We start from the raw sequence: 21,120 nt of genomic DNA on the forward strand, positions 1-21,120 counted from the left end.
GAATGCCAATCTATTGTTTTTGCAAGCCCGAGGCCTGAACCAATTTTCCATAGCGCACGGTTTCATCCTTCAGAAACTGCGCAGCCTGTTCGGGAGGTGTGAGTACAGGTGCATATTTGAATAAATCCAAAGCCTGTACAAAATCTGGCTCTTGCACCCCTGCTTTGATTGCCGCATATAACTTGTCTATCACTTCCTTGGGCGTACCTTTTTTCACCACGACGGACAAATTGGAACGTACGGTCAGGGCCTTGGGATCGTCATAATTCTGAGTTTCAGCATCAGGAAACTCTTTTAGAGGCGTAGACTGCAATACCGCGATCGGCCTGACTTTTCCGCCTTTTACGTAGGAAATCGACGAGCCCACAACATCCACATGGGCATCCGTCTGACCCCCGATAAGATCCGATACGGCCGGAGGCGAACCACGATAAGGAATTATTTCAAAATTCAGATGATTCTCTTGGCGCCAATTGGACAAAGCCAGGTATGCAGCCCCGCCGATTGTGTTGACGCTGATCGAAACTTTATTCGGATGCATTTCAATGTAGTGCTTGAAATCGCTGAAGTTCTTATAACGACTGGTGGCGCTCACAATCAACCAATGCGGATAGGTATTGACAACAGTGATCGGAGTGAAATCTTTGTCGCCGTCATACGGGAGCTTCTTCATCAAATGCGTATTGATGTTCAGCGTGTTATCGCTGGCCATGAACAGGGTGTAGCCATCGGCCGGTTCTCTTAACACAGCCAACGCACCTGGTACCGTGGCTCCCCCCGACAGGTTATCAACGATGGCGTGCTGATCAAATTTTTCGCTTAATTTCTTGGCAATCAGGCGACCAATAATATCAGCCGAACCACCTGCAGGATAAGGAACCACCACTTTGAATGGCTTGGCCGGCCACTGCTGCCCCGCTTGTGCGGTAAAAACCGGTAATGCCACGGCCATGCTGGCGGCCACGAACATGCCCAACAACTGTTTTACATATTTCACTGAATTGCTCCTGTCTTCCTTAATTCCACGAATTGACGCTTCTTTCTAGATTTACCGATACACACCCGCACCCAGACTCGAAAAAAGCCGGTGCCGTGCAAAGTTGTAGGCCAGGTCAATGCGCTGACCTACATCTGGGTCAGGAAGTATAGGAACACAAAACTCTCGCGTCTAATATATAATTAATCTAATTTCCATATATTATTTATATAGTTATAAATGAAGACATCGATGGATGAACATCGCTTGCGATGTTTCGTAACGGTCGTTGAAACAGGCAATCTGTCCAAAGCAGCAATCAAGTTGCACATGACTCAACCTCCGTTAAGCATTCTGATCCGCAAGCTGGAAGATGAGTTGGAAGCCACGCTGTTCGAGCGCATTAACAATCGTCTGATCCTTAGCGATACTGGCCAGATTTTTTACAGAAGAGCCAAGGAACTGCTCGCCTCGATGCAGGCGCTGGCCCAGGAAGTGGCGGAAAGCAGCAAAGGCCTCCGGGGCACGGTAACAGTTGGCTGTTCCACCGCGGCCAGCTTATTTATTATTCCGAAAGTCATGGAAGAACTGCGGGCCAGGCAACTGGATATTTCGGTACAAGTCCACGAAGGCGAAACGGCTCATATGCTGGAGCGACTGCGAAATCGCCAGATCGATATAGGTATTTTTCGAACTTCGTACAAAACCGAAGATCTCCAGACCATGACTCTGTATTCCGAACCCTTGCTGCTGGCCTTACCCAAGAGCCATCGCTTGTTGAAAAATCACCGCGTTTCGCTCACCGACCTGAAAAACGAACGATTTTTGATGCATAGCCCCACTCAAGGGCAAGGCATCAGCAATCTGCTTATCGAGTCATGCCAACTCTGCGGTTTCTCCCCCAATGTGGTGTACTGGGGAACAGAGACTCTGCCCATGCTATTGATGGTCGAGAAAGGTTTAGGTATTGCGTTCGCTCCTAAGAGCTTTGGCGGGCTCAAATTGCCAGGTCTGCCGAAACTAGTCGAAATCAAACAACCACTGCTCGAGACCAAATTAAGCCTGGTTACTCAGAAAAATCGTATTCTGTCGGCCGTGACCCAACGTTTTCTTGAGATTACCGCTGAGGTAATCAAAGGCCTGCAATCGGCATAAGTAGGGCGGTGAATCTTTCCCGCTCCGAGGTGCGATACCACTTCCTTAGAACAGGCATAACGGGTCGCATAAGAAATTATCGACGAAATCAGCAAGGGCTGAATCATCACTCAACCCATCTCGATCATTGTGTCTGCTGCCGCCTTGCCTAAGGTTTAGTGTTTTGGGCTTTTAGGGAAAATAGTGCATCCCTCGCTCTCCGTGGCGCCGAGTTATCCCCGTCGACTGTGGATAAAATCATTGATAACCTGGGCATTAGTCGGAAAACCGTTTATAGATCAATCAATTATTACTAAGGGATGCAAAACGCCCAAAATAGGAAGTTCTTTGCAATTTCCACTCAAACACCGGCGATTTTCGATGGCAGAGAGCGAAATACCCACTTCCCGACAGCACTATCGACAGCCATAAAAATACCCGCCTGACTTATCCACTCAAATTGTGGATAAGCGGCGGGAAAACAATTTGATTACTGGAAATAGTTCTGTAATAACAGGTAATTACACGCGCAGCATGAAAACCGCTCACGCATCAAGCCGTTTACCATGGCGCCATTTTTTTTAGCGTCCCATCCTTGAGCACCAAGTGATGGAATATGGCGGCCAGCACATGCAGGCAAATCAGTGCAAAAAGAACCCACGCCATCACGCCATGCACATCACCCATGAAATGGCCCACGGACGATCCCTGTTGCGCCAACGGCGGTAAAGGCACGCTGCCAAACGCCCGAATCGACCAGCCACGCGAAGACGCATTGGCCCATCCCAGAAACGGGGTTATAACGAGCACTACGTACAGCAAAAAATGAGTGACGCGCGAAATCAGATGCAGCCAAGAAGCGTCATGATCGGGAAGAGGCTGATGCGTAAACCGCCAGAGTACACGCAAGACAACGACCAACACCAAGGCGGCACCAATCGATAAATGCCATCCGATCAGCCCATCGGGATGAGTATCGCGATGCACGTCAGGCATAATCCAGCCCAGGACAAACTGGGCGACAATCAATAACACCGTCGCCCAATGAAAAAAACGCGTAATCGGATCATAGGGTCGGTACATATAAGCTTGTTCAATCATGGTCATGCAAGCAAGTGTGGTTAAGAATTGAATTCATGGAACGCATCATAAGGCCTCTTCAGGTTATCGAGGCGAGGCTCAAAAAAATGGTTAATCGCCGTCATTATTCAAGCCAGCACTTAGCCCACCCTTAGCAAATGACGCGGGCTTGCGCCAAACGCTGGCAAGCCAGGACTGTTGCTCGCGGGGTAGCCCCGCAGGGCGATAATAATGCTCGAGCTCGATAAATCCGGCTGCGACCATAAAGGCACGCCAGGAGTCGAGATCGTGATATACGCCATAGCGTCCTCCATGCCAGCCTTCCTCGCCCTGGCCACGTGGGTTCGAACTGAAGAGGACACCGCCGGGCTTCAAGGCCGCACACAATTGCGTCAATACACGCGGCAGTTCGACGCCAGGCACATGGAACAGGCTGGCGTTGGCAAAGACACCATCAAAATGATCACGAGGCAAATCGAGATTCAGAAAATCCTGCTGCCATACCTCGCAACCCGTCTCGGCACGCGCCATGACAGCAAACGATTCGGTGCCGTCGAGACCGATTGGAACATGTCCAAGCCTGGCAAAAGCGTGTAAGTCACGCCCCGGTCCGCAGCCAAAATCCAGGATGCGAAAGGGTGGCCGGGCTTCAATATGCCGCAGCAAAGCGGCAATATTCTGGGCAACATCGTGATTGCGTGTTCCTTCGCGAAACTCTTCGGCATTCTGATTGTAGTAAGCAAGCGTGGGCGCGCTGATCTGCCGGATCCGGTCTGAATGCTGTGTCATGAGGTAGGTGCTGTAGCCGATGGTCTCAAGATGACTCGATAAGTAATATATATTATTTTTCAACAACTTATATGATACGCTTGGTAAATAAAAGATATCGGGACCGACTATTCCTGATGGCATCGCGATCTGTCATGCGCCCTTTTCCCAACCGGGCGATTCATCATTTTTGCAAGGAGCCGCGCCATGGACAAACCCTTCAAATTCCCCACCCGGAAAACCCCCGCGCCCCAGCAGGAAAACATCCGTCACAAATCGGAAAAGCATCGGGAAGCGGCCCTGGACCACGCCTTGACGGAAAGCTTTCCGGCCAGCGACCCGGTTGCCATCAGCACCACGAAAACCGCCGCCAATCAAGACTGACAACCTCAGGCGCCTCCCTGCCGCTTCGGCGCATTCGCCCACCACCATTCCGACGCCAGTAAAACCGTTTGCATCTGTACCGTATGGGCAAACGAAAACCCGGGGCCGCAGAGGGTTTCATCTGGAAATTCCGTAATCAGCGTAATGCCGGGGCCCTGGCCGGGAGCTTCGCTTGCGGTATACGGGATTCCGTGCCGAACCTGAAACGGCGGCAGGGCCACATAGCGCTGATAGCGCCGCAACTGCTCAGTGTTATAGCTCATCAGGCGCGTGTCCGCCGACAATTGACGTGTCAGATGCTCCAGCAGGCTTAAAGCCGTTTCTTTGTAGTCCGGCTTGAAACGCGCAATCAGGAAGAATCCTTTGGGTATGCTCCACGCTTCGAATCCGCGAGGCAGATATCCGGTGCATGGCCGAATCCATTCATGCGCCGGATACCCATGCAGGTTCAGATGCAATTGCGCGCCGCTGATGGCCAAAGCGCGCCGCCGCGCCTCGCGCTCGTACCAGGGTGCCTGTTCGCGATATTCGATATCGTCGCCCAGGGCGGTATAGCGCGCGGCATGATGCATATGTGCCGGATGCTCGACGCATAGGGCTTGATGCAAGGCATAGCCGTCGGGATTCTCGAGCGGCATCAGCGCAAAATGCGCGCCTGGCCGAGTTTTCAACTGAGCGGCGGCGCGCAGGGAGCCCACCACTCCGGACGTTTCATTGGCATGCTGCGCGCCGCTGATCAGCACGGCGGGCAAGTCTCCGGCAAGATACACTACGTTGACGGCTCGCCCCTGTTGCGACGCTTCGGCAAAATGCCGCCCAGGAAGGGCCTGCAGCGATCGCTCGACCTGAGCGATGGTCAAGGGCCGGTCCACCTGCGCCAGATCGGGCGCGTCGCCTTCAATCTGCCTTGTGTCCAACGCTGGCGGCTGGAACGGCGCCTGAGACTTATTGTGCTCCGCAGCCTCAAAAGAGATCTGTATGCGAGGTGTGCCGTCGTTATCCAGATGCACAAGCGGCACGATCTGCCCCGGCTGCAAGCCCCGGCTACCCGCGGCGCGGCCTGAATAATGCTGAAAATATTCAAGCAGGGAAAAATAAATTTCCTCGTGCATGGCCTCGCTTGTACTCATGTGCTCGTGGCCGCACGCCAGGCGGCGCTCAATGCCGGGCAAGACCATGTCGATGGTCAAACGCTTGAAATAAGGTTCTGTCTTGCCCCATTCGTGCCCCATCACGGCGCTCATCACCTCCTGGCAAGCCAACTGATACTCGGCCGCCACCGGGGTGCCGCCGGCGCAATGGCCTGTCTTTAACCAGGCGGAGGGCGCATATACGGCCTTTCCCAGAAAATCGGTTTGCATGACGTTGGGAGCAAACACTTCATGCGCTTCGGTGCGATCCGCATAGCGCAGGTCCAACCGATAGCAGCTCTGCTCCGACACATCGGGTGCAGCCACGAATTCGATCTCCACATCGGGGAACAGGCCGGTCAAAGGATAGGCCTCCAACAGGAATCGATTTTCCGCGCAGGCCGCATGCCGTGGATATTCGATGCGAGCGTGCGTCAATCCGGAAGAGTCGATTTCATCGAGAAAAAAATGCACCAAAGGCTTGTAGGCGCTGAATACCTGTGCATGCACGCCAAGCGCGCCCAGCTCGGCCCGCACGGAAACTCTTTTTGGAAGATCTTCGAACAACCATAGCTGTACCTTGGAGCCGCGATAGGCTTCGGCGCTCAGTTGCAACACCAGCTCATCGGCCGTGCGCAGGAAGATTCGGTCAAGCAGGATGGGCATGTGCGAGAATGAGTAGAGGAATAGCCGATTTTAGTTGACTATCGGCACCTTCGGCCGATTGGCGCCGCAATATCGGATATATTGTTTTTTTCCCCGCCGGCCTCATATAGAACCCATGATTCCCTTTTCCATTCTCGACCTCTCGCCCATCACCGAGAACGCCACCGCCGCCCAGTCATTCCGCAACTCGCTCGATCTTGCACAGCACGGCGAGCGCTGGGGCTTCAACCGCTACTGGTTGGCCGAGCACCATGGCATGCCGGGCATAGCCAGCGCCGCGACCGCCGTCCTCATCGCTCATGTGGCCGCAGGCACCTCAACGATCCGGATAGGAGCGGGCGGCGTCATGCTGCCCAACCATTCGCCGCTGGTCATCGCCGAACAATTCGGCACTCTGGAATCGCTCCACCCCGGGCGCGTCGATCTGGGGCTTGGGCGGGCACCGGGTTCGGACCAGACCACGGCACGCGCCCTGCGCCGCAACCTGGCCTCCGATTCGGACGAATTTCCGCACGATGTCCTGGAACTCATGGATTATTTTTCATCGGAACCCCGGCAAGCGGTCAAAGCCGTGCCCGGCACCGGCCTGAATGTACCGATCTGGATACTGGGCTCCAGCCTGTACGGAGCTCAGTTGGCCGCGGCGCTGGGCCTGCCGTACGCCTTTGCCTCGCACTTCGCCCCAGCGCAAATGATGCAGGCGATCGATGTCTACCGTTCCACCTTCAAGCCGTCGAAGCAGTTGCAAAAGCCTCATGTCATGCTGGGATTCAATGTTTTTGCCGCCGACACCGACGAGCAGGCCCGAATCCTCGCTACTTCGGCGCAGCAATCGTTTGTCAATTCACGCACCGGCCGGCCTTCGCGCCTGCCGCCGCCCATGGCCGACTACCTGGATCGCATCGGCCCGCAGGGGCAGGCGCTGCTGAACCAGATCCTGTCGTGCTCGGCCATAGGCTCAGTCAAGACAGTGACCGACCAGTTGCGGGCATTCATCGCGCACACCGGAGCCGACGAACTGATGATTGCCTCGAACATATTCGACCATGCCGCGCGTTTGCGTTCCTACGAAATTGTCTCCGAAGCGCATGCAGCAATGGCATAGACACCATCCCGACTTCCATATCGAGGCCATAAGCTGCCATGTCTGGGCGCTGTCGCTCGACCAGGCGAACGCCGACTATCCCGCCTTATGGGAAATACTGGCCGACGATGAAAAGCAGCGGGCCGACACGCTTCGTCTGGCGGCGGCAAAACGGCAGTTCGTTCTGACTCGAGGCACACTGCGCACGCTGCTTGGCCTCTATCTCGACATTGCCCCGAACGACTGCCGCTTCGCGCGGAGCGAGTTCGGCAAGCCCTGTCTGCGCGCGCCGGCGCGCGACTTGCGTTTCAATGTTGCGCACTCCGGAACACAGGCGCTGATTGCCATAGCACAGGGTGCGGACGTAGGCGTCGACATTGAAATTCAGCGCACGCTCGACGACCTCGAAGCGGTAGCGCGCATGATACTTTCACCCTCGGAATGGGAGTGTTGGCAGACGCTTACCGAACCAGAACGCACCTCGGCCTTTTACGCGATCTGGACTCATAAAGAAGCCATAACAAAAGCCTCGGGCCAAGGCTTGCTGCGGGAACCCTCGACAGTGGAGCTCAGCCTCGGCCCTGGCCGGCCGGTGAAGCTGCTGCGTATTCCCGGCTGGGCAAATCCACAATCCTGGACCGTGAATGAACTGGATGCCCCACCGGGCTATTCCGCCGCCCTGGCATCTCCCGCAAGCGGCCTGAGGGTCGTGCAACGCAGGCTGGAACCAGGCACCGCCGGCTTGCGCCATTGACCGGCCACTTCGGCATAGGCCTTGTTCATGCAAGTATCGAGCGGGCTATCACAGTGCGCTGAATTTCCGAGGAGCCTTCATAGATGCGCATGATACGGGCATCGCGCACATAGCGCTCCAGAGGCATTTCACGGGTATAGCCATATCCGCCATGGATCTGCAATGCGGCGTCGGTGATGAATCCGGCCGCCTCCGAGGCATACAGCTTGGCCATCGATGATTCAAGCGAGAACCGCCGGCCCGCGCTGCGCGCCGCCGTGGCCTGTAAAGTCAGCATCCATGCGGCTTCGAGCCGCAGTTTCATATCGGCCAGCAACCATTGAATGCCCTGCTTGTCGGCCAGCGGCTCTCCTCCTATCCGACGCTCTTTGGCCCAGGCCAGCGAAGCATCCAGCGCCGCCTCGGCAATACCGATGCTGCTGGCGGCCACATCGATCCGGCTATTGTCCAGAACTTGCATGGCTGTGCGAAAACCCGAACCCTCGGCGCCGAGCCGATTCTCGAGAGGAACCTCACAATCAAGAGCAACTTCGAACGCGTGGGCGCCCCGGATACCCATGAGTTTTTCCGGCGATGAAATCGACAGCCCCGGCGTCGCCGTGTCGACCACGAACACACTAATGCCTTTGTGCCCGGCGCCCGGATCGGTTTTGGCGTACACCACGATGAAATCGGCATCGCCCGCATTGGAAATGAAGTGCTTGACGCCGGTCAGGCGGTAGCTGCCGCCCTGCCGCTGTGCGCGCGTCGCCATATCGGCCGGGTTCGAGCCAGCCCTGGGTTCGGTCAGCGCGAACGCACCCAGCTTCGCGCCCATGGCCGCATCCGGCAGGTAGCGGGCCCGGAGCTCATCGTTGCCACCGATAAGAATCGAGTCGGTCGCAAGATAATGCGCACCCACCATGGACGCCGTGGCGGCGCAGCACCTGGCAATCTCGACAAGTGAAAGAATCATGGCGGTTGGCGACACACCCGGCCCTCCCCATTGCTCGGGCAGATTCATGCCCATGACCCCCAGCTCGGCCAGCAGCGGCACGTAGCGCGCGGTGGAAATCTCTTGCTGATCGGTCTCTTGTGCACGCGGGGCCAGTTGCATGGCCGCGAAGCGGGCAATGGCGTCGGCGACAGCTTGATCTTCTGCGGTAATGCCAAGACGTGTATTCATGTGTGCTTCCTTGGAATCATTGGATGAAATGCCTGGCTTGCCAGGCGTTGCGACGAGCTCGGCATCATGCGGCGCCAAAGGCGCCCGCCGCGCGCAGCTCCGCTATCCGGCCATGCGCCAGCCCCAGCAATTCGTGCAATGCCTGATCGGTGTGTTCGCCCAGGCGCGGCGCGCGCGTAACGCGATTACTGCCAAAAGCCGAAAACTTGATCGGCTGCGAAGGCAAGCGCAAACCTGGCAGCCTGGAGTCGCCGGTGTCGGTCAGTACACCGCGAAATACACTTTGTTCGGACGTCAGCGCTTGCCTGACATTCCAGATCGGAGCCGCCGGAATCGCAGCGGCTTCCAGCCGTTCAATCACTTGGGCCACATCCAGCAAGCCGGACCAGCCCTCGATGACCGCCCGAAGTTCGGACTCATGCGCGGCCCGCAACTCGTCGCTGGCGAAACGGGCATCGTCCACAATCGCGGGGCAGCCGATCACAGCCGCAAGCTGCCGAAATAATTTGTTATTCAGCACGGCAAGCACGTAATGACCGTCCCTGGCGCCAAACACCCCAAACGGCGCCGACAGGGGATGCCGGTTGCCCACTCTCACCGGTTCTTTCCCTGTGAACAGATAACGCGACACAGACGTGGCGGTAAAGGCCAGCATGGTATCGAACATCGACACATCGACATGCGTGCCCAGGCCGGTGCGCTCCCGCGAATACAAGGCAACGAGCGCTCCCCACGAGGCAAACAATCCGCTCAATACATCCGAGACCGCCTCGCCCACCAGAGTCGGCGGGCCGTCGGCGGAGCCTGTCGCGTCCATCAGGCCGCTCAAGGCCTGAATAACAATGTCGTAGGCTGGCCGATGGGCCGCCGGGCCGTCCTGGCCGAATCCCGAAACGCTCACGTAAACCAGGCGAGGATTTTTTTCTTTCAACAAGGCATAGGCAATTCCAAGCTTGTCGGCCACGCCCGGGCGGAAATTTTCCACCACAATGTCCGCGTGCGCGGCCAGATCTCTCGCCAGAGACCGGCCTTCGGCTGTCTTCATGTCAAGCACGACACTTTTCTTATTGCGGTTCATGACCGTAAACATCGCGCTCTCGCCGTTGCGCATAGGGCCCACCGAACGGTAATCGTCACCCCCGGGCGGCTCCACCTTGATGATTTCCGCCCCCAGATCGCCCAGCAAGGCCGTACTGAAAGGCCCCGCCAAAACACGAGTGAAGTCCAGCACCCGAATACCGCTTAAAGGCAGTCCCGCTTTCTCGTCCAATTCGCTCTCCTTTGCCGGACCAAGCCATCTTCCCGGCCCGCCCGCACACCTATGATTTGTTGCTGCATCCTCATGCTAGGCTCCTCTATGTATAATTAAAAATACTATTTATAAATTATCTGAATTAATAAAATTGATACACATTACGCTACGCCAGCTTGAGTATTTCGCCGCGGCGGCCAGGCATGCCAGCACCGTCAAGGCGGCGCACGCCCTGAACGTTTCGCAGCCGTCCATATCTCACGCAATTGGCGAGCTGGAAGCGCTGTGGGATGAAAAACTGTTCTATCGCATACATGCGCAAGGCCTGGAGCTGACCGCAGCCGGAAAACAGCGCTACCGGCAGGCGCAAAATGTATTGCTGCAGGCTCAGGAACTGGGCCGCAAAACGGACGGCCGCATCGAAGGGGAATTATCCATAGGGTGCTTCTCGACGTTGGGGCCGATGTATTTTCCCGCGATCATGCGTGAATTTCGCCGGGACCATCCGCACGTCCGGCTCACCATGCTCGAAGGCAACACGGAAGAGCTGCTCAGCCGGATCGAACGCGGCACGCTGGACCTGGCACTGGTCTACGATATGGGCCTGGCGCGGCCCGTCCAGCTTCATTATGTGGGCGCACATTCGCCCTATGCGCTGTTGCCCCTGCGCCATCCGCTAAGCCGCCGCGACACGCTGGCAATCGGGGATTTGGCCCAGGAACCATTTATTCTCATCAATCTGCCCCACAGCCGGGACTATTTTCTGTCTATTTTCAGCTTTGCCGAAGTATCCCCATGCATAGCCATGGAAGCCGGCTCCATTGAAATGGCCAGGTCCCTGGTCGCCAACGGTCATGGTTTTTCCATTCTGACCACCCGGCCCGCCAAAGATTTCAGCTACGACGGCAAGCGTATCGTGTGCAAGCCCCTGTCGGGAAACATCCCGGCCCAGAAACTGGCATTCGCCTCTTCCACGGAGCAACGCCCGACGCCCGCGGCAGAAGCATTCTTGCGCGTGGCGCGAGCATTCCTTTCAGGGAAGGTTCAGTAGCCGCTGCCGCCGCCGTCGGCGGTCGCGTTCCCCAGCCCGGCCAATTGCTGCAGGCAGCCATTCTTCAAAATGGCAGCGTCATTGCCTGGCGTCACCACCTGGAAACCCTGGTCGACACGCTTGCGCGCCATGGCGCCATCGGCGCAAAAAATGCCCGTCAGCATTTGACGCTGCGCAACCTGGGTACGAATGTATTCGATCGCCTGGGCCGCCTCCCCCTTGGGGTCGGAGCTTGGCGTTCCCTCGTAGCTCAGACTCAGGTCGTTGGGCCCTATATACACGCCATCGATCCCCGGCACCGACAAAATACTGTCCAGGTTCTGCACCGCCTTTCTGGATTCAATCATGACGAAGACCAGAATTTCCCGGTTGGCATGCGCAAAGTAATCCGGACCGCCGTAGAGCAGGCCGCGGGCCGGCCCAAAAGAGCGTTCTCCGCTTGGCGGGTATTTGCACGCAGCCACCACCGCCCTGGCTATATCGGCATCGTCCACTTGAGGGCAGATCACCCCGTAAGCGCCCGCGTCCAGCAATTGCATGATCTGAACCGGATCGGAACTCTGCGGCCGGGCCAAAGGCGTCGCCCCGGTGCTGGATATCGCCTGAAGCATCGTCACGGCCTGCCCAAAATCGATCATGCCGTGTTGAAGATCAACCGTAATGGCGTCAAAACCGCAGTGCGCCACCAACTCGGCACTGTAGGACGAAGGAATCGACAGCCACGCATTCGTCGCATGGCCCCGCTCTTTAACAACTTCCCTTAATCGATTCGCTCTCATGATTGATTTGTCGTCCTCGGTAAATGCAATGAATATCCTGGGACTTTATAACCGATAGGGCCGCGCGCTGCAGATCGCATGCTGGAATGAGCCGCTCCCGGGGCAGGCCGGCCTTGCGCTCCCGAGGCCGGCCGCCTTCCCGGCAGCGTAGGGCCGGCCTGTCCATTGCCTATTTAGCTACATTTGATATAATTACAAATGAAATTATATTTGAACCAGCCAATACCGAGCCGCCATGTCCTTCGAAACCCGCATAGACCGTTTCTGCGAAATCCACCCGAACGCACCGCGCGACGACATCCTTGCCACGCGATTGCTGTTTCGCACTACGCAATTGCTGCGTTCATACATAGATCAGGCCCTGGCGCCATTCGAACTCAACATGTCGCAGTATCTGATCATGAGCATGCTTTCCACGGACGAAACCGGGCCCAGTTCGCCCTCTGAACTAGGCGGCACCATGGATGCCACGCGAACCCAGATGACACGCTTTCTGGATAGCCTGGAAGTGCGCGGCCTGCTCAATCGCCGCGCCTCGAAACAGGACCGGCGCAGCCTCGAACTCAAACTGACCGCTAGCGGGCATCGCTTGCTGCAAGAAGCAATACCGGCCGTGCACGCCGCTTATGCGCGAGCCTGGGCAGTTCTGGACAAACCGGAACAGTCACGCACTACCCAGTATCTCCAGCGATTGCATGCGGGGTTGCAGCAATAGAAATCATGAAATTCAATCGCAAGATTTTGGGCGGCCTTCGGTTCTTCGGAAGCACAGGTTTCTTGACGCATGAGCAGCGACAGTGGTGCGCAATGATATTGCTATCCCTGATCGTGTCCGTCGAGTTCCTCGAAAATATCATGTTCGTATTTTCGGCCAGCCACATCATGGGCGGCGTCGATGCCGATCCACGCAGCTTCGCACTGGTACAGTCGGCTTATGCCGTAGGCAGCATGCTGATGATAGTCAAGCAGCAATGGCTCGCGCGCCGTTTCGGCTACCGGCGCTACCTGACCGGAGCCCTGGGCACTTTCATCGTGGGTACGCTGTTTGCGGCAACCAGCGCCGGACTGACCCAACTTGTTGCGGCGCGATTCATTCAGGGTGTAGGGGGCGGCGCGCTATTCACCAGCAGCCGCGTCCTGATTCCGATCATGTTTGCGCCAGGCGACCGGCCACGGGCACAGCGTATTTTCATGATCGGAATTTTCACCGCCTCTGCACTGGCGCCGGCGTTGGCGGCGGAACTGATCGATCACGGCGTCTGGCAAGATATTTTTTACGGCGCCCTGCCCTTTGCGTTCATCGCGGCGGCCGGCGCGTGGCTGCTGTTGCCCGACGCCGAGCCTCAGGGCAAGGCCGAACGCCCCGCGCTAATCCCCCTGTTGTGGTTCGGCGCGGCCATTGCCGCGCTGCAAATAGCCATGTCGGAAGCACGCTTCGATATTTTTTCGCATCCCGTACGCCTGATTGCGCTAGCCATGGCAGGCGCATTGCTGCTGATCGGTTTTCTGCGGCACCAATGGCGTCACAACACACCCTTGCTTCAGTTGCGCGTCTTGCATAACCCGGTATACCTCACCGGGCTGGCAATGTACTTCATGTATTACCTGATCAGCTATCTTAGCGGCTATGTATTTCCCATCTACGCCGAGCGAGCGCTGGAAATTCCCGTGGCCACCGTAGGCTGGCTCAACACCCTGGCCGGCATGGTGAGCCTGGCAGGCATCCTGGCCTATATACGCTACGCACCGCGACTGAAACGCAAGAAGCCACTCATGATTGCGGGCCTGCTGATCATGGCGGCCGCGGCCTGGCAGTTCTCCAGCATGCCACCCGATATAGGCCCCGATTCCCTGATTCCAAGCCTCGCGGCAAAAGGCCTGTTTGGCGTGCTGGTCATCATACCCATTGCCGGACTGACCTTTCGCGGTCTGAGCGACAGCACCTTTGCGCATGGCTACCAAAGCAAGAACCTGATGCGTCAGGTAGCCAGTTCGTTTGCGGCGGCCTTGGGCGCCGTGCTGTTGCAGAATCGCCAGTTCAGCGTCCATGCGGCCCTTGCCGACTCAGTCGGCCAGCGGCCCGCCATTGCCATGCAATGGATGCAACACATACAAAATGCCTTGACCGCGCGGGGAATGGACGCCAAAGAAGCCGGCCAGACCGCATTGTCCCAGTTGACGGGCCTGCTGGACCAACAGGCCTTGCTCATTGCCAGCGAAGATGTGTACCGCCTGATAGCCGTTCTGGCCATGGTCGGAGCCCTTGTGGTATTGGCGCAGCGACGGCTGGGATAAGCGCGCGCATCGCCGGCCGCAAACCACTAAATACCCCGAGGCCGCATCAAGCGTTGTGCTTTTTTACCCAGGCAACATAGGCATCCATCCAGCCCTGCAGGAATTTCCTGGTATCGGCATTGCCGATATTGCCGGCCTCGTCGAACAACCCCTCTTTCATCTGAAGAAATGCTTCGGGCTGGCCCAGTGTCGGGGCATCCAGATATGCCAGGGTATTGCGCAAATGCTGCTGCGCCAGGGCGGTGCCGATGGCACCGACCGAGATACCCAGCACGCCTGCGGGTTTGCCCTGGAAAGCGCTTTGGCCATAGGGGCGCGACGCGTTATCGATGGCATTCTTGAGCACGCCTGGAATCGAGCGATTGTATTCAGGCGTTACAAAAATAAGGCCTTGGGACGACTTGATTTCATTTTTCAGCCGCTTGACCGATTCGGCCTGATTCGCGTCGCTATCCTGGTCGTAAAGCGGCAAATCGCCGATTTGCAATTGCTTGAAGGAAAACTCGGCTGGCGCCAGCCTGGCAATAGCCCCGGCCAGCTTGCGATTGAACGAATCTTTGCGAAGGCTGCCGACAATGACTGCGATTTGGTATTGGCTCATGGCGATTCCTCAAAAAAAAGCAGAAGGATTTTCAGTCTGCCGTATATATTGCCACAACTCCAAATCCGGCACTGCGGTTTCAGTATGCTTCCAGGCAGGTTACCATGGCATATCGAGTCGTTTTATCCTGTCAGACAAGCACCAAGACGCGCTGGAAAACACTCCGAAATACCCAATACCTCACACTCGTCCCGAGGGCTGAATGGCTGTAAAACCCCGTGCCGGCAAAGCCGAAAACGACATACCAATCATCGCTGGTTCCGCAAACCATACCCCCATGATGCAGCAATATCTGCGCCTCAAAGCCGAGGCCGGGCCGTATCTGCTGTTCTACCGTATGGGCGATTTTTACGAAATGTTCTATGGCGACGCCGAACGCGGAGCGCGGCTGCTGAACCTCACCTTGACCAAACGCGGCACATCCAACGGCGCTCCCATACCGATGGCGGGTGTACCGGTGCATGCCATGGAACAATACCTGGCGCGCCTGGTGGCATTGGGCGAGTCCGTGGCGATTTGCGAACAGATAGGCGATCCGGCTACCAGCAAGGGGCCGGTAGACCGCAAGATCGTACGCATAGTCACGCCCGGCACACTTACTGATGACGCGTTGCTGCCGGCCAAGGCAGATCGCATGATCGCCGCCATGTACACAGGGCGGCACAATAAAACGGAGCGCGCCGCCCTGGCCTGGATGAATCTGGCCAATGGCGAGTTCCGCGTCACGGAATGCGTACCCGATATGCTCGATTCGGAACTGCACCGTGTCGCGCCGGCCGAACTGGTGTGCGCCGAAAGCAGGCGGCCGCACACCGATCCGGGCATGGCCGTCAGCCCGATCCCCGACTGGCACTTCGAACTCGACGGTGCACGCGGCGTGTTGCATCAGCACTTCGGCGTGGATTCACTGGCCAGTTTCGACCTGACCGATATGCCGATCGCCACCTGCGCCGCCGGTGCGCTGCTGCGCTATGTAAGCCGCACCCAGACAGGGACGCTTTCGCATATACAGTCCATACGCATCGACCGGGCCAGCGAATATGTCGTGCTGGATCCGGTAACACGCAAGAACCTGGAGATCACCGAAACACTGAGCGGCGACCCAAGCCCCTGCCTGCTGTCCACACTGGATCATTGCCAGACCCCCATGGGCAGCCGCCTGCTGCACCGCTGGCTGCATCACCCCCTGCGCGACAATGCCCCTGTCACAGAACGCCAGCAAGTCATAGAAGCGTTGCTGGCCGCTTCCACAGACAACGCAACACTGGAAGCCGCTCCGCCACTCGATACCTTGCGGCGGGAACTGAACCGTTACCCCGATATCGAGCGTATCGCCACACGCCTGGCCATGCGCTCGGTACGTCCACGCGAACTGGCAAGCCTGCGCGACGCCCTGCTGGAGCTCCCAGCCACAGCCGGCGATATCGTCCAGGCGTTTGCGCCCGTGCCCAAACTGCAGCAATTCGCGCTGCAGCTCAATGTCACGCCCGAGCTCCACTCTTTGCTGCAACACGCAGTCGCTGCCGAACCCGCGCTTCTGATACGCGACGGAGGCGTCATTGCCGACGGCTACGATGCCGAACTGGATGAGTTGCGCCGCCTGGCCAGCGACAATGGCGAATTCCTGCTCGAACTCGAAGCGCGCGAGCGCGAGCGCACAGGCATCGCCACGCTGCGGGTCGAATTCAATCGCGTGCATGGTTTCTACATCGAGGTATCGCGCGGCCAGGCCGATAAGGTGCCAGCCGATTACCGCCGCCGGCAAACCTTGAAAAATGCCGAACGCTACATCACGCCCGAGCTGAAAACCTGGGAAGACAAAGTACTCTCGGCCAAGGATCGCAGCCTGGCGCGCGAAAAATGGTTGTTCGAAAATCTGCTCGATCAACTCGCCCCCCATGCCCCGGCGCTTTCTTCCTGCGCTGCGGCCCTGGCCGAAATCGACGTGCTGGCGGCATTGGCCGAACACGCACGGCAAAACGGCTGGACAGCGCCCCAGCTTTGCGACGAAAGCGAAATCACGATCGAGGCGGGCCGCCATCCCGTGGTCGAACACAGCATCGAGCGTTTTACGCCCAACGATTGCGAGCTTGCCCCCCAACGACGAATGTTGTTGATTACCGGCCCCAATATGGGTGGTAAATCGACCTATATGCGGCAAATCGCGCTTATTGTGCTGCTGGCCAGAATTGGCAGCTTCGTTCCGGCCGAACGCGCCCGCATTGGGCAAATCGATCGCATTTTTACCCGCATCGGCGCCGCCGACGACCTGGCCGGCGGACGCTCGACCTTCATGATGGAAATGACCGAGGCGGCGGCCATATTGGCAGCCAGCACCCCGCAAAGTCTGGTGCTGATGGACGAAATAGGACGAGGCACTTCGACCTACGATGGGCTGGCGCTGGCATGGTCGATAGCGCATCGATTGCTCACGCACAATCAGGCCTTGACTCTGTTTGCCACGCATTATTTCGAAATCACCCGCCTGCCCAACGAAGTTCCATGCGCCGCCAATGTACATTTGGCAGCGGCCGAATCGGCATCGGGCGTTGTGTTCCTGCATCAAGTCCAGCCCGGTCCGGCCAGCCGCAGCTACGGAATACAGGTTGCCCAGCGCGCGGGCATTCCGCCGGCCGTGATCCGCCGAGCCAGCCAGGAACTTGGCCGCCTGGAAGCCCAGGGAGCCCCCACGCCCCAGCTCGACCTGTTTGCAGCACCCGCAGAATCGGCCAACGGCAATGATCCCACGCAAGATGATGAGCCCCTCGCCACCGAGCCCGACTCAGCGCTGAAGGCCGAACTGGCGGCCATCGACCCCGACCAGCTCACGCCTCGCGAAGCCTTGGATATTCTGTATCGTTTGCGGAACACCCACTTATGAATATCGACCGACCCCTTGTCCTGCTGGGCGGACTCACGCCGCGGATGTTCATGCAGCGCCACTGGCAGCGCAAACCGCTGCTCATCCGCCAGGCCATACCCGATTTCCGACCCTCGCTGTCCATGGATGACATCCGGCAACTGGCCAGGCGCGACGAAGTGGAATCGCGCCTGATTTCCCACGGCCGGGCTGGCTGGACGATGAAAACCGGCCCGTTCGCCCGCCTGCCCGCCGCCACACGGCCCGATTGGAGCTTGCTGGCTCAAAGCGTGGATCTGCACGACGACGCAACAGCGGAACTAGCGCATCAATTCCGCTTCATTTCAGATGCACGGCTGGACGACGCCATGATCAGCATTGCTGGCGATGGCGGCGGAGTCGGCCCGCATTTCGACAGCTACGATGTATTTTTACTACAGGCCCATGGCCGGCGACGCTGGCGCATCAGCAGCCAGAAAGACCTGGAGCTCAGCCCCGGACTGCCCCTGAAAATACTGAAAAATTTCCGGGCCGAACACGAATATGAGCTCGACCCGGGCGATATGCTGTACCTGCCGCCGCAAATTGCCCACGATGGCGTGGCGATCGGCCCTTGCATGACCATTTCCATCGGCTTTCGCGCCCCCAGCCAGGCGACTTTGGCTCGCGGCATGCTGGAAGCGGCCGGCGACCAGATCATGGCCGGCATTGGCGACAGCAGCGGTTTGTATGCCAATCCGCCGCTTCCGGGACCGGATCTGAGCCGCATTTTTCGCGACCCTGGAGTATCGGCCACCGAAACGCCAGCCAAGCTGCCCGATGCTTTATTGAACGCCGCCTGTCAGGCGGCGCAAAAAATTCGTTTCGACGAAGCCATTGCGACGCGATTCCTGGGGCTGTGGCTAACCGAATTGTCTCCCCTGGCCTATTTTGAGCCCGGCAGCGGGCATATCGACTTGCGTGCGCCCGTGCCCCCCGGCCTCTTGCGGCTCGATCGCTGCACACGCCTGATGTATCGGAAGCGTCAGCTTTTCATTAACGGCGAAGTTGCCCCGGTACCGGCATCCCGGGCGCTGCGCGAGCTGGCCGACGCGCGGCGGCTGGCCCTGGATGCGCGCCGGCTGAAGGCATTGAGTATCGATGAACGGACAACCCTCACCGACTGGCTGCGGGAAGGCTGGCTGCACTATATGGAAAAGTAACAACGGCGAAGAATGCCGGCAGATCGGCAGGTCTTACTGCTGGTTTTCAATATAAACATATACGAGCATAAGAAAATAATAATCTAGTCGTTCGCGTATAAGGCGGTGCTATCTAGAATGGAAGCTGCCTTATTATTGCGAGTGCACAATGTTGTCGCCTTCCTATCTGCCTGAATCCAAACATTCTCTTGTCAGCGACCTGGTCGATGGGCTGGAGCCCAATGCGCTCAGCTGGCTTTCAGGCTACTTCGCGGGGGTCGCCCAGGGCAGGCAAGCCGTACGCGCCCCGGCCGTTGTAGCGGCTGTCCCGAACACCGCCGTGGCCAAGCAGTTGACCATCATTTACGGCAGCCAGACCGGCAACGCCAAGCGTGTGGCTGAATCGCTGGCGGAACGCTCTGGCGCCCTGGGGCTGAACACGCGGCTGGTGCGCGCCGATCGCTATGCCACCCGCGAACTCAAGGACGAACAACTGCTGTATATCGTCATGAGCACTCAGGGCGATGGAGATCCTCCGGACGACTCGCTGGGCTTTGTCGAATTTTTGAGCAGCCGCCGCGCACCCAAGCTGCCGCAGCTCAAGTATGCGGTATTGGGCCTGGGCGACTCCAGCTACCCCCTGTTCTGCGGCGTGTCCCAACGCATCGATGCGCGCCTGGAGGAACTGGGTGCCGAACGCCTGCAAGAAGCGGGCACCGCCGATCTCGATATCGAAACCGTCGCCCTGCCCTGGCAGGACAAGGCGGTCGATCAGGCACAAAAAGCACTCAAGCAAAGCGAAATTCCCACTGCCAGCGTAACGCCGCTGCGCCCTGTGCCAAGCAAAATTTCGCGCGACCAGCCCTTTTTGGCCGAACTGGTGCTGAATCAGGCCATTACCGCCAGAGACAGTATCAAAGACATACGCCATCTGGAGATTTCGCTCGAAGGCAGCCATCTGGATTATCAGCCGGGCGACGCCCTGGGGGTATGGCCCACTCAAGCAGCAACGCTGGTTGATGCCGTCATCAGCATCCTGGGCCTGAATGCCGAGGAAGCCGTCGAGATCAATGGCGTTTCCCGCCCTCTCAAAGAATGGCTGGGCCACCACCGCGAACTGACCCTGCTGACCAAGCCCTTTCTGCTGGCGCATGCCCAACTGGCCGGCAGCGCCGACCTGCAAAAGCAGATAAGCGCCGTCGAAACCCTGAAAAACCTGCTCGATACCAGCCAGTTGATCGATGTGCTGAAAAAATATCCGGCAGCCTGGGAGGCTACAGCCCTGGTCAAGGCATTGCGCCCGCTTACGCCTCGGCTGTATTCCATTGCCTCAAGCCAGGCCGCGGTCGATGCCGAAGTTCATCTGACTCTCGCTCACATCGAGTACGAATACGAGGAAGAATCGCGCTGGGGCTGTGCTTCGCATTTCCTGAGCCATCTGAACGAAGGCGACAAGCTGCCGGTCTACATCGAAGAAAATCCGCGCTTCCGCCTGCCGGCCGACTCATCGCGCGATGTCATCATGATAGGCCCGGGCACCGGCGTAGCCCCGTTTCGCGCCTTCGTCCAGGAACGCAGCGCCAACGCCGCCAGCGGCCGCAATTGGCTGTTCTTCGGCAACCCGAACTTCAGCTCCGATTTTCTTTATCAAACCGAATGGCAGCGCGCCCTGAAGGATGGCGACCTGCATCGGCTCGATCTCGCCTTTTCGCGCGACCAGGCCGACAAGGTTTATGTACAGGACAAACTGCTGGAGTCGGCCGCCGATATTTATGACTGGATTCAGGCGGGCGCCCATGTGTACGTATGCGGAGATGCAAGCCGCATGGCCAAAGATGTACACCAGGCCCTCTTGCAGATCGCCCAGACCGAAGGTGGCTTCGATCAGGACCAGGCCCGGCAATGGCTGGACGACCTGGCTATGCAAGGCCGTTATGCCCGCGACGTTTATTAATCAGGA

18 protein-coding genes are annotated in these 21,120 nt (G+C 58.0%); 10 read left to right on the forward strand and 8 right to left on the reverse strand.

Translation table 11 applies throughout. The features are described 5' to 3' along the window. Positions 1-10: 10 nt before the first annotated feature. A complete protein-coding gene (locus LSG25_RS06855; RefSeq protein WP_370635999.1) occupies positions 11-970 on the reverse strand; it encodes a Bug family tripartite tricarboxylate transporter substrate binding protein in 960 nt (319 codons plus the stop codon). A 258-nt stretch (positions 971-1,228) separates the two neighbouring features. Between LSG25_RS06855 and LSG25_RS06860 the strand changes: the two genes are divergently transcribed. Beyond that, on the forward strand, positions 1,229-2,131 hold the full coding sequence (locus LSG25_RS06860) for a LysR family transcriptional regulator (protein ID WP_232743938.1): 903 nt from the start codon (positions 1,229-1,231) through the stop codon (positions 2,129-2,131). Between the two features lie 540 nt (positions 2,132-2,671). On the opposite strand, the gene LSG25_RS06865 is transcribed toward LSG25_RS06860, so the two are convergent. Together LSG25_RS06865 and LSG25_RS06870 are read right to left on the reverse strand one after the other, a co-directional pair. Continuing rightward, complete coding sequence (locus LSG25_RS06865) at positions 2,672-3,211, reverse strand: cytochrome b (protein WP_370635968.1); 540 nt, start codon at positions 3,209-3,211, stop codon at positions 2,672-2,674. 90 nt (positions 3,212-3,301) lie between these two features. After that, entirely contained in the window at positions 3,302-3,979 is a 678-nt protein-coding gene (locus LSG25_RS06870) for a bifunctional 2-polyprenyl-6-hydroxyphenol methylase/3-demethylubiquinol 3-O-methyltransferase UbiG (protein WP_232743940.1), read from the reverse strand. Between the two features lie 186 nt (positions 3,980-4,165). Between LSG25_RS06870 and LSG25_RS06875 the strand changes: the two genes are divergently transcribed. Continuing rightward, on the forward strand, positions 4,166-4,342 hold the full coding sequence (locus LSG25_RS06875; protein WP_232743941.1) for a hypothetical protein: 177 nt from the start codon (positions 4,166-4,168) through the stop codon (positions 4,340-4,342). Between the two features lie 5 nt (positions 4,343-4,347). Here LSG25_RS06875 and LSG25_RS06880 read toward each other — a convergent pair whose 3' ends face one another. Further along, positions 4,348-6,138, reverse strand: coding sequence for a peptidase M14 (locus LSG25_RS06880; RefSeq protein ID WP_232743942.1), 1,791 nt, complete (start codon positions 6,136-6,138; stop codon positions 4,348-4,350). A 115-nt stretch (positions 6,139-6,253) separates the two neighbouring features. Between LSG25_RS06880 and LSG25_RS06885 the strand changes: the two genes are divergently transcribed. After that, complete coding sequence (locus LSG25_RS06885) at positions 6,254-7,243, forward strand: LLM class flavin-dependent oxidoreductase (protein ID WP_232743943.1); 990 nt, start codon at positions 6,254-6,256, stop codon at positions 7,241-7,243. Then, positions 7,227-7,976 carry a 4'-phosphopantetheinyl transferase superfamily protein gene (locus tag LSG25_RS06890; RefSeq protein WP_232743944.1) on the forward strand — a complete coding sequence of 250 codons (750 nt, stop codon included), beginning with the start codon at positions 7,227-7,229 and terminating at the stop codon, positions 7,974-7,976. The genes LSG25_RS06885 and LSG25_RS06890 overlap by 17 nt, the downstream gene beginning before the upstream one ends. A 25-nt stretch (positions 7,977-8,001) precedes the next feature. On the opposite strand, the gene LSG25_RS06895 is transcribed toward LSG25_RS06890, so the two are convergent. Continuing rightward, entirely contained in the window at positions 8,002-9,141 is a 1,140-nt protein-coding gene (locus LSG25_RS06895; protein ID WP_232743945.1) for an acyl-CoA dehydrogenase family protein, read from the reverse strand. A gap of 64 nt (positions 9,142-9,205) precedes the next feature. Further along, on the reverse strand, positions 9,206-10,411 hold the full coding sequence (locus LSG25_RS06900) for a CaiB/BaiF CoA-transferase family protein (RefSeq protein WP_232743946.1): 1,206 nt from the start codon (positions 10,409-10,411) through the stop codon (positions 9,206-9,208). Positions 10,412-10,544: 133 nt separating this feature from the next. Here LSG25_RS06900 and LSG25_RS06905 point away from each other — a divergent pair, with 133 nt between their 5' ends. Continuing rightward, complete coding sequence (locus LSG25_RS06905) at positions 10,545-11,444, forward strand: LysR substrate-binding domain-containing protein (RefSeq protein ID WP_232743947.1); 900 nt, start codon at positions 10,545-10,547, stop codon at positions 11,442-11,444. Here LSG25_RS06905 and LSG25_RS06910 read toward each other — a convergent pair. Beyond that, positions 11,438-12,223, reverse strand: a complete 786-nt coding sequence (locus LSG25_RS06910) for an HpcH/HpaI aldolase/citrate lyase family protein (protein WP_232743948.1) — start codon at positions 12,221-12,223, stop codon at positions 11,438-11,440. The two genes, LSG25_RS06905 and LSG25_RS06910, sit on opposite strands and share 7 nt — an antisense overlap. A 235-nt stretch (positions 12,224-12,458) precedes the next feature. Between LSG25_RS06910 and LSG25_RS06915 the strand changes: the two genes are divergently transcribed. Then, positions 12,459-12,938, forward strand: a complete 480-nt coding sequence (locus LSG25_RS06915) for a MarR family winged helix-turn-helix transcriptional regulator (RefSeq protein WP_232743949.1) — start codon at positions 12,459-12,461, stop codon at positions 12,936-12,938. 5 nt (positions 12,939-12,943) lie between these two features. Then, positions 12,944-14,518, forward strand: a complete 1,575-nt coding sequence (locus LSG25_RS06920) for an MFS transporter (RefSeq protein WP_232743950.1) — start codon at positions 12,944-12,946, stop codon at positions 14,516-14,518. A gap of 46 nt (positions 14,519-14,564) precedes the next feature. Here the strand turns inward: LSG25_RS06920 and LSG25_RS06925 are convergent, their stop codons facing one another. Next, on the reverse strand, positions 14,565-15,119 hold the full coding sequence (locus LSG25_RS06925) for an NADPH-dependent FMN reductase (protein ID WP_232743951.1): 555 nt from the start codon (positions 15,117-15,119) through the stop codon (positions 14,565-14,567). Positions 15,120-15,396: 277 nt separating this feature from the next. On the opposite strand from LSG25_RS06925, the gene mutS reads away from it, so the two are divergent. From mutS to LSG25_RS06940, 3 genes are all read left to right on the forward strand, one after another. Then, positions 15,397-18,000 (forward strand): DNA mismatch repair protein MutS, encoded by a 2,604-nt coding sequence (mutS, locus tag LSG25_RS06930; RefSeq protein ID WP_232744603.1) that lies wholly within the window; start codon positions 15,397-15,399, stop codon positions 17,998-18,000. After that, positions 17,997-19,181 (forward strand): cupin domain-containing protein, encoded by a 1,185-nt coding sequence (locus tag LSG25_RS06935; protein WP_232743952.1) that lies wholly within the window; start codon positions 17,997-17,999, stop codon positions 19,179-19,181. The genes mutS and LSG25_RS06935 overlap by 4 nt, the downstream gene beginning before the upstream one ends. A 148-nt stretch (positions 19,182-19,329) precedes the next feature. Continuing rightward, positions 19,330-21,114 (forward strand): assimilatory sulfite reductase (NADPH) flavoprotein subunit, encoded by a 1,785-nt coding sequence (locus LSG25_RS06940; RefSeq protein ID WP_232743953.1) that lies wholly within the window; start codon positions 19,330-19,332, stop codon positions 21,112-21,114. The last annotated feature ends 6 nt before the right edge of the window (positions 21,115-21,120 follow it).

The organism is Paralcaligenes sp. KSB-10, from assembly GCF_021266465.1.
GTDB lineage: Bacteria > Pseudomonadota > Gammaproteobacteria > Burkholderiales > Burkholderiaceae_B.